16 protein-coding genes are annotated in these 14,858 nt (G+C 46.1%); 13 read left to right on the top strand and 3 right to left on the bottom strand.

Features of this window, described 5'->3' with window-relative positions; genetic code table 11:
• The first annotated feature begins 126 nt into the window (after positions 1 to 126).
• The 11 genes from crl (at position 127) to pgpA (ending at position 9,584) form a co-directional block, all read left to right on the top strand.
• The gene (gene crl, locus AB4371_RS12620; RefSeq protein ID WP_017060787.1) at positions 127 to 516 is read left to right on the top strand and encodes a sigma factor-binding protein Crl; all 390 of its coding nucleotides are present in this window, start codon (positions 127 to 129) and stop codon (positions 514 to 516) included.
• A 76-nt stretch (positions 517 to 592) separates the two neighbouring features.
• Entirely contained in the window at positions 593 to 1,777 is a 1,185-nt protein-coding gene (proB, locus tag AB4371_RS12615; RefSeq protein WP_012604650.1) for a glutamate 5-kinase, read from the top strand.
• Positions 1,778 to 1,843: 66 nt separating this feature from the next.
• Complete coding sequence (locus AB4371_RS12610; RefSeq protein ID WP_372149880.1) at positions 1,844 to 3,094, top strand: glutamate-5-semialdehyde dehydrogenase; 1,251 nt, start codon at positions 1,844 to 1,846, stop codon at positions 3,092 to 3,094.
• A gap of 156 nt (positions 3,095 to 3,250) precedes the next feature.
• Positions 3,251 to 3,700: a transcriptional regulator NrdR gene (gene nrdR, locus AB4371_RS12605; protein WP_004734394.1), complete on the top strand. Its 450-nt coding sequence runs from the start codon at positions 3,251 to 3,253 to the stop codon at positions 3,698 to 3,700.
• Between the two features lie 40 nt (positions 3,701 to 3,740).
• Positions 3,741 to 4,820 carry a bifunctional diaminohydroxyphosphoribosylaminopyrimidine deaminase/5-amino-6-(5-phosphoribosylamino)uracil reductase RibD gene (gene ribD / locus AB4371_RS12600; protein WP_372149906.1) on the top strand — a complete coding sequence of 360 codons (1,080 nt, stop codon included), beginning with the start codon at positions 3,741 to 3,743 and terminating at the stop codon, positions 4,818 to 4,820.
• Positions 4,821 to 4,889: 69 nt separating this feature from the next.
• Positions 4,890 to 5,546: a riboflavin synthase gene (locus AB4371_RS12595; RefSeq protein ID WP_010436361.1), complete on the top strand. Its 657-nt coding sequence runs from the start codon at positions 4,890 to 4,892 to the stop codon at positions 5,544 to 5,546.
• Between the two features lie 108 nt (positions 5,547 to 5,654).
• Positions 5,655 to 6,764: a bifunctional 3,4-dihydroxy-2-butanone-4-phosphate synthase/GTP cyclohydrolase II gene (gene ribBA, locus AB4371_RS12590; RefSeq protein WP_017060784.1), complete on the top strand. Its 1,110-nt coding sequence runs from the start codon at positions 5,655 to 5,657 to the stop codon at positions 6,762 to 6,764.
• Between the two features lie 287 nt (positions 6,765 to 7,051).
• On the top strand, positions 7,052 to 7,522 hold the full coding sequence (gene ribE, locus AB4371_RS12585; RefSeq protein ID WP_004741508.1) for a 6,7-dimethyl-8-ribityllumazine synthase: 471 nt from the start codon (positions 7,052 to 7,054) through the stop codon (positions 7,520 to 7,522).
• Complete coding sequence (nusB, locus tag AB4371_RS12580) at positions 7,522 to 7,989, top strand: transcription antitermination factor NusB (RefSeq protein ID WP_004734399.1); 468 nt, start codon at positions 7,522 to 7,524, stop codon at positions 7,987 to 7,989. Before ribE ends, nusB begins: the two co-directional genes overlap by 1 nt.
• Positions 7,990 to 8,103: 114 nt before the next feature.
• Positions 8,104 to 9,078 carry a thiamine-phosphate kinase gene (gene thiL / locus AB4371_RS12575; RefSeq protein ID WP_017066823.1) on the top strand — a complete coding sequence of 325 codons (975 nt, stop codon included), beginning with the start codon at positions 8,104 to 8,106 and terminating at the stop codon, positions 9,076 to 9,078.
• Positions 9,078 to 9,584: a phosphatidylglycerophosphatase A gene (pgpA, locus tag AB4371_RS12570; protein WP_372149878.1), complete on the top strand. Its 507-nt coding sequence runs from the start codon at positions 9,078 to 9,080 to the stop codon at positions 9,582 to 9,584. The genes thiL and pgpA overlap by 1 nt, the downstream gene beginning before the upstream one ends.
• 119 nt (positions 9,585 to 9,703) lie before the next feature.
• On the opposite strand, the gene dxs is transcribed toward pgpA, so the two are convergent.
• The 3 genes from dxs to xseB are packed head-to-tail and all read right to left on the bottom strand — an operon-like array spanning position 9,704 to position 12,756.
• Positions 9,704 to 11,587, bottom strand: a complete 1,884-nt coding sequence (dxs, locus tag AB4371_RS12565; protein ID WP_102331960.1) for a 1-deoxy-D-xylulose-5-phosphate synthase — start codon at positions 11,585 to 11,587, stop codon at positions 9,704 to 9,706.
• A gap of 21 nt (positions 11,588 to 11,608) precedes the next feature.
• Positions 11,609 to 12,493, bottom strand: a complete 885-nt coding sequence (gene ispA, locus AB4371_RS12560; protein WP_372137953.1) for a (2E,6E)-farnesyl diphosphate synthase — start codon at positions 12,491 to 12,493, stop codon at positions 11,609 to 11,611.
• 20 nt (positions 12,494 to 12,513) lie between these two features.
• Entirely contained in the window at positions 12,514 to 12,756 is a 243-nt protein-coding gene (xseB, locus tag AB4371_RS12555) for an exodeoxyribonuclease VII small subunit (RefSeq protein WP_004734405.1), read from the bottom strand.
• A 297-nt stretch (positions 12,757 to 13,053) separates the two neighbouring features.
• On the opposite strand from xseB, the gene pomA reads away from it, so the two are divergent.
• Together pomA and AB4371_RS12545 are read left to right on the top strand one after the other, a co-directional pair.
• Positions 13,054 to 13,818, top strand: coding sequence for a flagellar motor protein PomA (pomA, locus tag AB4371_RS12550; RefSeq protein WP_081229496.1), 765 nt, complete (start codon positions 13,054 to 13,056; stop codon positions 13,816 to 13,818).
• Positions 13,819 to 13,830: 12 nt separating this feature from the next.
• Complete coding sequence (locus AB4371_RS12545) at positions 13,831 to 14,778, top strand: flagellar motor protein MotB (RefSeq protein ID WP_017060777.1); 948 nt, start codon at positions 13,831 to 13,833, stop codon at positions 14,776 to 14,778.
• Positions 14,779 to 14,858: the final 80 nt, after the last annotated feature.

Here is a 14,858-nt window from a genome sequence, read left to right as displayed (position 1 = left end):
TAAGCATGAAAAGTGTACAAACTAAGTACCTGATACTCAGAGATAATTTATAAAATCCAAATGCGTAGTTTCTACGTATAACAGTCTGAGTAACGTCATTCTTAACATTGAAAATGGAGATTCAATATGTCAGAAGTGACACAACAACCTACGCATTACCGCTTGTTGAATGTTTTAAAGGCGATCGGGCCTTACTTAAGGGAACCGCAATCAGAAGAAGGCCACTATATCTTTGATTGCTTGTCTGTATGTGTGAACGATAAAAAATCACCAGAAGAACGCGAGTTCTGGGGCTGGTGGCTGGAATTGGATAAGTCGGAAGAGGGATATTCGGCGAAGTACAATATCGGCAAGTACAACATCGATGGTAACTGGGATTCTTTGCCGTTACCTAAAAAGGCGGTCGCTGAGGTCTCTCGAACTCAAGAAGCCTTCCACAAAAAACTGGTTGATGAACTTCAAAGTAAGTTTGAAATCAGTATCCAATTAGACGAAGAGTCTGTCGAATTCGTCTAATTTTAAAGGTTACTCTTCTATATAAAGCAAAAAGGTGCGATTTCGCACCTTTTCTGCTTGTGAATTCCCCTTTTGATTGCTAAAACATCACCTCTTATTTGTTTTATCCATAAAAGACTTCATGACAACAAATCATCAAAGCGGGACAACAACACAGCGTAAAACTGTCGTTGTTAAACTGGGTACCAGTGTCTTAACTGGTGGAACATTGGCATTAGACCGCGCTCATATGGTTGAGCTGGTTCGTCAATGTGCTGAATTAAAAAAACAAGGCCACTCTGTGGTTATGGTTTCGTCTGGCGCAATTGCAGCAGGACGTGAGCACCTTGGTTACCCCGCACTTCCCAACTCAATGGCGAGCAAACAGTTGCTTGCGGCAGTTGGGCAAAGCCAGTTGATTCAAGTTTGGGAGTCTTTGTTTGCTATCTATGGCCTTAAGATTGGCCAGATGCTACTGACTCGTGCTGATCTCGATGATCGCGAGCGTTTTCTTAATGCACGTGACACGATCAACGCACTGGTTGAACACGATATTATTCCGGTAGTAAACGAAAACGACGCAGTAGCAACCAACGAAATTAAAGTGGGCGACAATGATAACTTGTCGGCCTTAGTGGGTATTTTGTGCGGTGCTGATAAGCTTTTGCTACTAACAGACCAAAAAGGCCTGTTTACAGCTGACCCTCGTAAAGACCCAAATGCTGAGCTCATCAAAGAAGTGAAAACCATTGATGACACGCTGCGTAAGATCGCAGGCGGCAGCGGTACGACATTAGGTACCGGCGGTATGGCAACAAAACTGCAGGCGGCTGATATTGCTCGTCGCGCAGGCATCGAAGTGATTATTGCTGCGGGCAGTGCTGAAAATGTGGTGTTTGATTCACTGAGTGATAACCCACAAGGCACACGTTTCTTGCCTTTAGCTGAAGCGCTTGAAAACCGTAAACGCTGGATTTTAGCGGGCCCTGCTTCAGCAGGTGACATCGTGGTTGACGACGGCGCAGTAAACGCAGTCAACACCAAAGGCAGCAGCTTGTTGGCGAAAGGGGTTGTTCGAGTTAAAGGCGAATTCTCTCGTGGTGAAGTTACCCAAGTCACAGACAGTAAAGGCAAAGTAATTGCGCGTGGTATCGCCAGTTATTCAAGCCAAGACCTAGCAAAAATTGCAGGCAAGCACAGTAAAGATATTGGCGACATCCTTGGATACGATTATGGGTCAGAAGTCATTCACCGTGACGACCTAGTTGTGATTCAAGAGTAGCTCGTGATGATAAGGCGAATCGCCTTTTTGCATCCAAAGACAGACAGAATTTAGGGAGAGTTAAACGTGGATTTAACTAACATGGGTATCGCAGCAAAAGACGCTGCTTTCCACCTAGCGACCGCATCAACGGCGCAAAAGAATAAAGCATTGGCGATTATCGCTGATGAGCTAGAAGCAAACGCAGCAACGATTTTAGAAGCGAACGCGAAAGACATCGAATTAGGTCGCGAAGCGGGTTTAACTGACGCACTGCTTGATCGTCTACTTCTTAATGAAGAGCGCTTAACCGGCATTGCGAATGATGTTCGTAACGTGATTAGCCTTAACGACCCTGTAGGCAGCGAAATCGACAGTAAGGTACTAGAAAACGGTATGTCACTGTCTCGCCGCCGTGTGCCACTTGGTGTGGTGGGTGTTATCTACGAAGCGCGTCCGAACGTAACCATCGATATTGCAGCTCTGTGTCTGAAGACAGGTAACGCAAGTATCCTGCGTGGTGGTAAAGAGACGTTCTTCTCGAACATGGAACTGGTTAAAGTTATCCAGTCTGCATTAGAGAAAGCGGAGCTTCCAGCCGCTTCTGTTCAGTACATCGAGAAGCCTGATCGTGAACTCGTTTCTCAACTGCTTAAACTGGACGACTACGTGGATATGATCATTCCTCGTGGCGGCGCTGGTCTGCACAAGATGTGTAAAGAGAACAGCACCATCCCAGTAATCATCGGCGGCTTTGGTATCAGTCATATCTTCGTTGATGAAAGCGCTGATCTTGAGAAATCTGTCGATGTGGTCGAAAACTCAAAAGTTCAACGTCCATCGGCGTGTAACTCGTTAGATACACTGCTAGTGCATGAAGCGGTTGCTGAAGCTTTCCTAACTAAGCTGAAACAGCGTTTAGCCGGCAAGGTAACCTTAGTTGCTGATACCAGTGCAAAATCGCTGCTAGCGGGTTTTGAAGACCAACGTGATGCGGTTGAAGGCGACTTTGACACTGAATGGCTAAGCTACACGCTAGGCGTGAAAGTGGTAGCGGATGTGGCAGAAACGATTGACCACATGCGTGTACACAACGCGAGTCATTCAGATGCGATCATGACCAATAGCTTAGAGAGCTCAGAGCGTTTCATTAACTCTGTTGGTTCTGCAGCGGTTTATGTGAATGCATCAACACGTTTCACTGATGGAGCACAGTTTGGTTTAGGTGCTGAAGTTGCCGTGTCTACTCAGAAATTGCATGCTCGCGGCCCAATGGGCTTAGAAGAGCTGACAAGCTACAAATGGGTAGGTAAAGCGAACTATTTAGTCCGCGGTTAACGCTGGTCGTTAATTTTACTCCTCAGCTCATTTTTGAAATGGCGGTCGAGTAGCAATAATCAATGAATCACCACACAAAAGGGCCTTAATTGGCCCTTTTTCTTTCCTAACGTTTGGCAATTCCGTTACACTGATATTCAATTATTTGGAGGTGATATGCATTGTCCTTTTTGTTCAGAGAACGACACTAAAGTAATCGATTCAAGACTGGTAGCCGATGGCCATCAGGTTCGTCGTCGCCGTCAATGCCTTGCATGTAGTGAACGTTTTACTACGTTCGAATCGGCAGAACTTGTGATGCCTAAAGTCATAAAGTCGAATGGAAACCGCGAACCATTTAATGAAGATAAAATGGTGGGTGGTGTACAGCGCGCCCTAGAAAAACGCCCAGTGAGTGCTGACGCGATTGAACTTGCGATCAGTACGATTAAGTCACAACTCCGTGCAACTGGTGAGCGTGAAGTACCAAGCGAGATGATTGGTAATCTTGTGATGGGCCAATTGAAAGAATTGGATAAAGTGGCGTACATTCGTTTTGCCTCTGTTTACCGCAGCTTTGAAGACATCCGAGAGTTTGGCGAAGAAATCGCTAAATTAGAGGATTAACTCCTCAATCATGTCAAACTTTACTCCCCTAGATTTTCAAATGATGTCGCGTGCTATTCAGTTAGCAAAACGCGGCATTTACACTACTGCGCCAAACCCTAATGTGGGTTGTGTCATTGTACAAACCGACGGTCAGATCGTTGGTGAAGGTTTTCATGCCAAAGCTGGCGAACCTCATGCTGAAGTACATGCCATGCGAATGGCAGGCGACAAAGCAAAAGGTGCGACGGCTTATGTCACGCTAGAGCCTTGTTCTCATTACGGTCGAACGCCGCCTTGTGCTGAAGGTTTGATTAAGGCTCAAGTAGCCAAATTGATTTGTGCCATGCAGGACCCAAACCCAAAAGTCGCAGGTCGTGGTATCAAAATGCTACGCGATGCGGGTATTGAGGTTGAAATCGGTTTGCTAGAGCAAGACGCTCTCGACTTGAACCCTGCATTTATCAAGCGTATGCAAACTGGCATGCCATTCGTTCAGTTAAAGATGGCCGCTAGCCTTGATGGGCAAACGGCATTGGAAAATGGCCAAAGCCAGTGGATCACATCGCCAGAAGCACGTCGTGATGTTCAGAACTACCGAGCAAAATCAGGCGCTGTGTTATCAACTAGCCAGACGGTGATTGAAGACAACGCGTCGTTGAATGTTCGTTGGGCAGAGTTGCCAAGCAGTATCAAAGGTCATTACGCTGAAGACGAGCTGCGTCAGCCGATTCGCGTGATTCTTGATCGTCAAAACCAACTGCGTCCTGAACTCAAGTTATTCCAGACTCCAACATCGGTGTTGAGAGTTGCCGAAGCATCTGCTGATATTGAAGTCGCAACCACAGATGCAGGTCAGCTCGATTTGCACGATCTGATGCGTCAATTACCTGCCAATCATATCGACCATATTTGGGTCGAAGCGGGCGCAACATTGGCAAAAAGCTTGATTGAAGAGCAGCTGGTGGATGAGCTAATCCTTTATTTAGCACCTAAACTTATGGGCAGTGACGGACGAGGTTTGATGGGTGCATTAGGGCTCACTTCAATGTCTGACGTTATTGACCTAGAAATTAAAGATGTTCGACAGGTTGGTGTGGATATTCGCATCGTTGCGAAACCCGTATTTCGAAACAGATAGTAACGAAACCACAGTGGAAATAGTTACTCCAACTACATACGTGTCGTTGACAACAAAAAGAGTTTTAAAATGTTTACAGGAATTGTAGAAGCCGTAGGTACATTGAGTGCAATCACTCCCCGCGGAGAAGACATCACCGTAACGGTTAATGTTGGTAAGCTTGATATGGCTGACGTTAAGTTAGGCGACAGTATCGCTACCAATGGTGTGTGTTTGACAGTTGTTGAATATAACGACCACAGCTACAGTGCAGATCTTTCGCTTGAGACCCTGAAAAAAACGGGTTTTGTCGATTACCAAGCGGGCGATAAAGTTAACCTTGAGAAAGCAATGTTACCAACCACGCGTTTCGGTGGACATATAGTGTCTGGTCACGTTGATGGCGTGGGTGAGATTGTTGAACGTAACCAAGTTGGCCGTGCGATTGAATTCTGGGTAGAAATGCCAGCAGAAATCTCAAAATACGTGGCTCAAAAAGGCTCAGTAACAGTTGATGGCATTAGCCTGACTGTGAACGATTTACGTAAGAACGCATTCAAGCTGACTATCGTTCCTCATACTTCTTCAGAAACCACCATCGACCAATTCAATGTCGGTCGTAAAGTGAATCTAGAAGTTGATGTATTAGCACGTTACATGGAGCGTTTACTGCAAGGTCAGCAACAAGAATCTGAGCCTGAATCTCGATTAACGATGGAATTCTTACAGCAGAATGGTTTTGCCTAACCGTTGATACAAAGTGCGTTAAGCGAGACTTTGTAAAGCGAAGCAATATCATCAGGTTTAAATAGTGTCGGTTCTAGGAAGCAGAACCATTTCAAAGGATATAGAACAATGCCAATTAGTACTCCTCAAGAAATTATCGAAGACATTCGCCTAGGAAAAATGGTTATCCTGATGGATGATGAAGATCGCGAAAATGAAGGCGATCTGATCATGGCAGCAGAACATGTGACGCCAGAAGCGATTAACTTCATGGCGATGTACGGCCGTGGTTTAATTTGTCTGACGCTAACCAAAGAGCGTTCAAACCGCATGGGTCTAGCGCCTATGGTTCAAGATAACAACGCACAGTACACCACTAACTTTACTGTTTCGATTGAAGCGGCAGAGGGCGTAACAACGGGTATCTCTGCATCAGACCGTGCAGTGACGGTTCAAGCGGCAGTGGCGAAAGATGCGAAAGCGGCTGATCTTGTTCAACCTGGTCATATTTTCCCACTGACAGCGCAAGATGGCGGTGTTCTGACTCGCGCAGGACACACAGAAGCAGGTTGTGATTTAGCACGTCTTGCAGGCTGCGAGCCAGCATCGGTTATCGTTGAGATCCTTAACGACGACGGTACTATGGCTCGTCGCCCTGACCTTGAAGTGTTTGCTGAAAAACACGACATCAAGCTAGGCACGATTGCTGACTTGATTGAATACCGCAACAACACAGAAACAACGATTGAGCGTGTAGCACAATGCCATTTACCAACAGAGTTTGGTGATTTCGAGCTGGTGACTTACCGCGATACAATTGATAACCAGATCCACTACGCGATGCAAAAAGGCGACCTATCTGAAGGTGCTCCTTTGGTACGTGTTCACCTGCATGACACGTTCACCGATCTGCTTCATTCAGACCGTGGTACTGAACGCAGCTGGTCGCTAGATAAAGCGATGAAGCGTATTGGCGACGAAGGCGGTGTGTTGGTTATTCTTGGCAACGAAGAGTCGTCTGATTCTTTGATTCACAAAGTGAAGACATTCGAAGCGCAAGACAAGAACGAGCAGCCAACTATGGCGAAGAAGCAGGGTACCTCGCGTCGTGTTGGTGTCGGTTCTCAGATTCTTCAAGATCTAGGTGTGCACGATATGCGTCTGCTTTCTTCAAGCACTAAGCGTTACCACGCATTGGGTGGTTTTGGCCTTAACGTTGTTGAGTACGTTTGCGAATAAACCATGCGTTAGCAAGCAGACGTTTCTCCGTTTGTAGCAACATAATTTACCGATGATTTCAGTGGCTCTTTTGGTGATAAATCTTGCCAAAAGAGCAAAGTCCGACTCAAAACGTGTTCAACACACAAACTTGGTTACTCGCTGTTCCTATATGCTTGGGATCAGCGCTGCATTATCATCTTTACATTGCCGGTGTCTGTTCTTCTAAATTACCATTAGATATTGCTCACAGTTTTGTGCTAGAATCCGGCGATTCTCACTTGATGAAAATAGTTAAAGGAAGGCTTATGAAAGTGATCGAGGGTGGCTTCCCAGCGCCAAATGCAAAAATTGCTATCGTTATTGCTCGTTTCAACAGTTTTATTAACGAAAGTTTACTTTCTGGTGCAATCGATACTTTAAAGCGTCATGGACAAGTAAGCGAAGACAACATCACTGTTGTTCGTTGCCCTGGTGCAGTAGAACTTCCACTTGTAGCACAGCGCGTTGCAAAAACAGGTAAGTTCGATGCGATTGTATCTCTTGGTACAGTAATTCGTGGCGGTACACCTCACTTTGACTATGTTTGTAGTGAATGTAATAAAGGTTTGGCACAAGTGTCTCTGGAATATTCTCTTCCAGTAGCGTTTGGTGTTCTTACTGTTGATACGATCGATCAAGCTATTGAACGCGCAGGAACCAAGGCTGGTAATAAGGGTGCAGAAGCAGCACTTAGCGCACTTGAGATGATCAACGTTCTTTCTGAAATCGATTCCTAATGGGGGCCAGTGTGAAACCAGCCGCACGTCGTAACGCACGTCAATTTGCTCTACAAGCAATTTATTCTTGGCAAATTACTAAAGAAAATATTGCTACCGTTGAAGAACAGTTCTTATCTGGTGGTAAGTATGATGAAGAAGAGCATCATGCTGCAGAGCCTGCTCTTGCTATGCCAGAAACAGACGTTGCATACTTCCGCGACTTACTAACTGGTGTTGCTCTTAGCCACATGGAACTTGATAGCAAGCTTCGTCCATTCGTATCTCGCCCTATGCAAGATCTGGATCTGATGGAACTAGCGCTTCTACGTTTAGCTATGTACGAGATGACTCGTCGCGAAGATGTACCATACAAAGTGGTTATCAACGAAGCTATCGAGCTTGCAAAAGTATTTGCAGCAGAAGACAGCCATAAGTTTGTTAACGGTGTGCTTGATAAAGCTGCACCGCACGTTCGTAAGAAATAAGACGTTCGTATATTGAATCTAAAGGTCAGCTTTTATGCTGGCCTTTTTTGTAACTAAATTTCTGTAATATCCATGATTACGGCGATTTTTATGAGACTAAAGATAGGGCATGTGATGTCTGGCGAATTTAACCTGATTGAAAAATATTTTGTAAATCGACAACCACAACGTAAAGACGTTCTTCTAGCTGCTGGCGATGATTGTGCTTTGGTCAAAGCGCCGGGCAATGTTGAGATAGCGATCAGCACGGACACCTTAGTGGCTGGTACCCATTTCTTAGCTGAGGCGAATCCGGCTTGGGTGGCACACAAAGCGTTGGCTTCCAATATCAGTGACCTTGCTGCAATGGGCGCGACGCCTGCTTGGGTGTCTTTTGCTTTAACCATGCCTGAAATCGATGAAGCATGGCTTGCTCCCTTCTGTGACTCCTTTTTTAAACTCGCAGACTACTTTGGTATTCAGTTAATTGGTGGCGACACAACCAAAGGTCCACTAAGCCTGACACTGACGGTACAGGGCTTTGTTCCTGAAGGACGAGCGCTGCGCAGAGATGGCGCGAAAGTGGGCGACTGGATTTACGTAACAGGTAATCTAGGTGACAGCAAAGCTGGCTTAGAAGTGTTACTTAACCCTGAGCAGAACAGAGCGAAGCCCTATGCTGCTGAGCTTGAAGAGAGACATTATGTGAGCGCCCCACGAGTGTTAGCGGGTCAGGCTCTAGTGAACCTTGCTTCATCTGCGATTGATATCTCTGATGGCGTTATTGCTGATTTAAAACATATCCTTAAGCGTTCTCAAGTTGGCGCGAGTATTGATGTAAGCACGCTGCCTATCTCTCCAGAGTTACGTCAGTTCGCTCCTGATATCACTTCAGCTCAGCAGTATGCGCTAACGAGTGGTGAAGAGTACGAACTGTGCTTTACTGTACCAGAAGAGAATAAAGGGTCGCTGGAAAGTGCTTTGTCACACACTGGTACAAAAGTCACCTGCATTGGCCAGATAAGACCTGTAGAATATTTTGAATTACACAATAATGGTGAACCACTAAGCTGGAACTTAACTGGTTACGATCACTTTAAGGTTAATTGATGACAAACCCACTTTCTCTTATTTCTCTTAAAAACCCTTGGCATTTCTTAGCAACGGGTTTTGGCAGTGGCTTATCGCCTATTATTCCCGGCACAATGGGCACGCTCGCGTCTATTCCGTTGTACCTGTTGTTGGTTCAGTTACCGTTCCCTGCTTACGTAGCTGTGGTGGTGGTAAGCTGCATTATTGGTATTAAGATCTGCCAAGTAACGTCTGATGATATGGGCGTGCATGACCACGGTTCTATTGTTTGGGATGAGTTTGCAGGCTTTTGGATCACCATGAGCTTAGTGCCTATGCTGAATATTCCTGTCGATGACTGGAAATGGCTGCTGACTGGTTTTGTGCTTTTCCGCTTATTTGACATGGTAAAACCATGGCCGATTGGTTGGTTAGATGCGCGAATTCACGGCGGCTTAGGTATCATGATTGACGATATTGTAGCGGGTATTATGGCGGCTATTTCGTTGTATGCCGTGGCACATTTCGCAGGTTGGTTAGTGTGAGTTAACTGAAGGGCTAAGGTTTAGTTGGCGATACACCAAACTAATTAGCAGATACTAAAAAGGTTGACCCTAGGGCCAACCTTTTTTGTTTGCGGAGCTTACGAGCTTACGTATTAAAGCTACTTGGCAAGATAGTCAGTGATAGACTTCTCAATGCCTTTCGCGTCCAAACCAAGCTCTTCATGCAGTTCGCCTTGCGTACCTTGAGCAATGAACTTGTCTGGTAGGCCAAGGTTCAATACTGGCATCAGCAGTTTCTCTTGCATCAAGAACTCAATCACACCTGCGCCCGCACCACCTACAATCGCATTCTCTTCGATAGTTACCAGTACATCGTGGTCAGCAGCAAGTTGTTTGATCAGAGCTTCATCGAGTGGTTTCACAAAGCGCATATCTGCAACTGTCGCATCGATGACGTCAGCGGCTTGAAGTGCACTCTCAAGGAAAGTACCAAAGCTTAAGATAGCGACTTTCGAGCCATCTTTTGTTTTTTCGCTTTCGCGAACGATACGACCTTTACCAATCTCAAGCGCGGTAAATTTATTTTGTATCTCAGTACCCATACCATTACCGCGAGGGTAACGAACGGCACTTGGACCTGTATGCTGGTGGCCAGTGTAAAGCATTTGGCGACATTCGTTTTCGTCGCTTGGCGCCATGATCACCATGTTTGGAATACAACGCATAAAGCTTAAGTCGAACGCACCTTGGTGTGTTTGACCATCAGCACCGACAAGACCTGCACGGTCAATAGCGAACATGACCGGTAAGTCCATGATAGCCACATCGTGGATCAGTTGATCGTAGCCACGTTGTAGGAACGTCGAGTAGATAGCGACAATCGGCTTATCACCCGCAATCGCCATACCCGTTGCTAGGGTCACAGCATGCTGCTCAGCAATTGCTACGTCGAAGTATTGTTCTGGGTACTCTTTCGAGAAACGCACCATGCCAGAACCTTCACGCATTGCAGGCGTGATCGCCATTAGCTTAGGATCTTGCGCCGCCATATCACACAGGAAGTCACCAAAAATCTTAGAGAAAGTTGGTTTAGAGCTGGTGCTCTTAGGCAGACTTGAGTGTGCTGGATCGAATTTCGGTACGCCGTGGTAACCGATTGGATCTTTCTCAGCTGGCTCGTAGCCTTTGCCTTTCTTAGTCATGATATGCAGGAACTGAGGGCCTTTAAGGTCTCTCATGTTCTTAAGCGTTTTAATCAGCTCATTGACATCGTGACCATCAATTGGGCCAATGTAGTTAAAGCCTAACTCTTCGAACATGGTGCCAGGGACAACCATGCCTTTTAGATGTTCTTCTGTACGACGAACCAGCTCTTTAATCGGCGGAACGCCTGATAGCACTTTCTTGCCGCCCTCACGAATTGACGTGTAAAGACTGCCAGAAAGAACTTGAGCTAGGTGGTTGTTTAGCGCACCTACGTTTTCAGAGATCGACATCTCGTTATCGTTCAGGATAACCAGCATGTCATTGTGAATATCGCCCGCGTGGTTCATGGCTTCAAATGCCATACCCGCAGTAATCGCGCCATCACCAATCACACTCACGACTTTACGGTTCTTGCCTTCTTTCTTCGAACTGATAGCCATACCAAGTGCAGCACTGATCGATGTTGAAGAGTGACCAACAGAAAGGGTGTCGTATTCGCTCTCTTGACGCCATGGGAATGGGTGCAGTCCATCTTTTTGACGGATAGTCGACAAGCGGTCGCGACGACCTGTAAGAATTTTGTGCGGGTATGCTTGGTGACCAACATCCCAAACCAACTGGTCAAAAGGCGTGTTGTACACATAGTGCAGAGCAACTGTCAGCTCTACTGTACCTAAGCCTGACGCTAAGTGACCACTTGACTGGCTCACTGAGTTAAGAAGATAGGTACGTAATTCATCACAAAGCTGTGTCAGCGTCTCTTTTGGAAGTAGACGCAAATCCTCTGGCTTATCAGCCAAAGCAAGAGTTGGGTACTTTGATATATCAAGAGTCATAGGTAATGCGCGCTTATTGTCTTAGTTCTTGCGCTCGATGACGTATCGGGCGAACTCTTCGAGTGACTGGGTATTGTATGGGATTGCAGCCAAAGCTTGAAGCGCTTCCTGTAGCAGAGTTTGCGCTTTTTCTTGAGCGCCCTCTAAACCTAGCAAAGAAGGGTAGGTGCTTTTGTTCAATTCTTGGTCAGAACCCTGTGGCTTACCCAAAGTTTCAGTATCGCCAGTGATATCTAAAATATCATCTTGAACCTGGAATGCTAATCCAATGGCGTCGGCGTACTTGTCTAATTGAGGCATCACTTCAAACGCTTTTTCACCAGCAGCGAGAGCACCTAAACGAATCGCACATTTCATTAGCGCGCCCGTTTTATTGCGGTGAACTTCTTCTAACTCTTCTAGCGTGACAGAGCGGTTTTCAGCTTCAATATCAAGTGCTTGTCCAATGCACATACCTTGTGCACCAGAGGCTTCGGCTAGGCGTTGAATCATTCGAACGCGATTGCTTTCACCGTCAGCACTTAATGTACCTTCCGCAAGTATAGTAAACGCGAGAGTTTGTAGTGCATCGCCAGTTAAAATTGCCGTTGCTTCATCGTATTTGATGTGACAAGTCTGATGGCCACGACGCAGTTCATCGTCGTCCATTGCTGGAAGGTCGTCGTGAATCAGAGAATAGGCATGAATACATTCGATTGCAGATGCTGGAGTGTCGAGTTCTTCAGCGGTGCAGCCGAGCATTTCCCCTGTAATGTAGACAAGAAATGGACGTGCGCGTTTACCGCCTAAAAGTAACCCATAACGCATCGCGTTAATCAGGTTCTGATCTTGGTGTGGTAGGCGATCAAGCCAAAGGTTCAGTTGCTCGTTATTACGTGCTTGATAAGACAATAAAGTCTCAATCATAGGGGATCTCATACAATTCGTTATTCTGGTTGTGGGTTAAAGTCACTAAGTTCTGCGTTTTCATCATTTTGCAGTAGGATGCTAACACGCTGTTCAGCATCGTTTAGTTTGCTTTGACCGGCACGAGCGAGGGAGATGCCTCGTTCGAACTTTTTCAGCGCATCATCTAAAGCTAGATCACCATTTTCTAGTTGATCAACCAAGCCATCAAGCTCTTCGATTGCTGCTTCAAAGCTCATATTTTCAGGTTTCTTAGTAGCCATAATAAATCTGCGTTTGGAAAGATGAACGAACGTTACCTTAGGGCGTTGAGATGGTCAAATGTAACCAATAAATTTTGCTAGAAAGTTCGTTTTTAAGAGGCTTGAAGCCACTTTCATCTAATAACCTCACCTTTATCGAGTTTATGACTGCTCGAGAACGGGGAAGCGGGTAATAGTTGTGATACAAAAAGCAAAAGTGTGATACTTAGGCCAAGAATTTACTAAAAGATCTTATAGTCTTGCCGATAAAAAGATTATCGTCGACATAGAGCTACAAAAAAGCATGAGGAGTGCTCAGTGGATTTAGCAACCCTAATAGGTTTGATTGGTGGATTTGCCTTTGTAATTATGGCAATGATCCTAGGTGGAAGCCTCGGGATGTTCTATGACACGACATCCATTTTGATCGTAGTCGGTGGCTCAACTTTTGTTGTTCTAATGAAGTTCACCATGGGACAGTTCTTTGGTGCGACTAAAATCGCAGGCAAAGCTTTTATGTTTAAAGCGGACGAGCCTGAAGATCTTATCGCTAAGATTGTAGAAATGGCTGATGCGGCTCGTAAAGGTGGTTTCTTAGCACTGGAAGAGATGGAAATTAACAACAGCTTCATGCAAAAGGGTATCGACCTGTTGGTGGATGGCCATGATGGCGATGTAGTACGTGCGGCATTGCAAAAAGACATCGCATTAACCACAGAGCGTCACGAGCAGGGCGCGAAAGTGTTCTCTGCATTTGGTGATGTTTCTCCTGCTATGGGCATGATTGGTACCTTGGTTGGTCTGGTTGCGATGCTTTCGAACATGGATGATCCAAAAGCGATCGGTCCTGCGATGGCGGTGGCACTTTTAACCACCCTGTACGGTGCGATTCTTTCGAACATGGTGTTCTTCCCTATTGCTGACAAGCTTGCGCTACGTCGTGACCAAGAGACACTCAACCGTCGTCTGGTTATGGATGGCGTACTCGCGATTCAAGATGGTCAGAACCCACGAGTAATCGATGGTTACCTGAAGAGCTACCTAAACGAAGGTAAGCGTACGATTGATGGTGAACCTGCGTAAGAGGAGTTGAAGATGGATGAAGAAAATCCATGTAAATGTCCTCCTCCGGGGTTGCCTCAATGGATGGGGACATTTGCTGACTTGATGTCACTGCTGATGTGTTTCTTCGTACTGCTGCTCTCATTCTCTGAGATGGACGTACTGAAGTTCAAACAGATCGCTGGCTCGATGAAATTTGCGTTTGGTGTACAAAACCGCTTGGAAGTCAAAGACATTCCTAAAGGCACCAGCATCATTGCACAAGAGTTCCGTCCTGGTCGCCCAGAGCCGACACCGATTGATGTTATCATGCAGCAGACGATTGATATTACGCAGCAAACGCTTGAATTTCATGAAGGTGAATCTGAGCGTGCTGGCGGTACCATGCGTGACCAAGGCAAGATGACCGGAGGCAAGTCGCCAGAAGTCTCGACTCACGACAATCAAAACTCTGAGTCAGACCAACAGCAACAACAAGCTGAAGCTCAATCGCAAGAGATGGAAACCTTGATGGAAAGCATCAAGAAGGCGTTGGAGCGAGAGATAGACCAAGGCGCGATTGAAGTTGAAAATCTTGGTCAGCAGATTGTGATTCGAATTCGTGAAAAAGGCGCATTCCCATCGGGTTCCGCTTTCCTACAGCCTAAGTTCCGACCTTTGGTGAGACAGGTCGCTGAGTTGGTGAAAGATGTTCCGGGTATTGTCCGAATCTCAGGGCACACCGATAACCAACGTCTTGATTCAGAGCTTTATCGCTCTAATTGGGACTTGTCATCACAGCGAGCGGTGTCTGTTGCTCAAGAGATGGAAAAGGTGCGTGGTTTCTCTCATCAACGCTTGAGAGTACGCGGCATGGCGGATACCGAGCCAGTCGAGCCGAACGATACTGAATGGCAACGTAGCCTCAACCGCCGCGTTGAAATCAGCATCATGCAGGGCGAGCCGCTTTACAGTGACGAAGTGCCTGTTATTAATGAATAGCCTATACGTGTACACACGGTAGCATGCAGATAGCATCGAAAGCCCAACCTTATAATGAGGTTGGGCTTTTTGTTGTGCGC

The sequence above is a fragment of the Vibrio sp. 10N.261.51.A3 genome, from assembly GCF_041471965.1.
Classification (GTDB): domain Bacteria; phylum Pseudomonadota; class Gammaproteobacteria; order Enterobacterales; family Vibrionaceae; genus Vibrio; species Vibrio crassostreae_C.
Note: the sequence above shows the minus strand (reverse complement) of the source record. Positions and strands in the feature narration are given on the sequence as shown.

Coding starts and splice junctions, on each gene's coding strand:
- pgpA (WP_372149878.1), top strand. CDS start 9,078: ATGACAAACCCACTTTCTCTTATTTCTCTTAAAAACCCTTGGCATTTC.
- AB4371_RS12595 (WP_010436361.1), top strand. CDS start 4,890: ATGTTTACAGGAATTGTAGAAGCCGTAGGTACATTGAGTGCAATCACT.
- ispA (WP_372137953.1), bottom strand. CDS start 12,493: ATGATTGAGACTTTATTGTCTTATCAAGCACGTAATAACGAGCAACTG.
- dxs (WP_102331960.1), bottom strand. CDS start 11,587: ATGACTCTTGATATATCAAAGTACCCAACTCTTGCTTTGGCTGATAAG.
- nusB (WP_004734399.1), top strand. CDS start 7,522: ATGGGGGCCAGTGTGAAACCAGCCGCACGTCGTAACGCACGTCAATTT.
- nrdR (WP_004734394.1), top strand. CDS start 3,251: ATGCATTGTCCTTTTTGTTCAGAGAACGACACTAAAGTAATCGATTCA.
- xseB (WP_004734405.1), bottom strand. CDS start 12,756: ATGGCTACTAAGAAACCTGAAAATATGAGCTTTGAAGCAGCAATCGAA.
- ribD (WP_372149906.1), top strand. CDS start 3,741: ATGATGTCGCGTGCTATTCAGTTAGCAAAACGCGGCATTTACACTACT.
- AB4371_RS12545 (WP_017060777.1), top strand. CDS start 13,831: ATGGATGAAGAAAATCCATGTAAATGTCCTCCTCCGGGGTTGCCTCAA.
- ribE (WP_004741508.1), top strand. CDS start 7,052: ATGAAAGTGATCGAGGGTGGCTTCCCAGCGCCAAATGCAAAAATTGCT.
- ribBA (WP_017060784.1), top strand. CDS start 5,655: ATGCCAATTAGTACTCCTCAAGAAATTATCGAAGACATTCGCCTAGGA.
- crl (WP_017060787.1), top strand. CDS start 127: ATGTCAGAAGTGACACAACAACCTACGCATTACCGCTTGTTGAATGTT.
- thiL (WP_017066823.1), top strand. CDS start 8,104: ATGTCTGGCGAATTTAACCTGATTGAAAAATATTTTGTAAATCGACAA.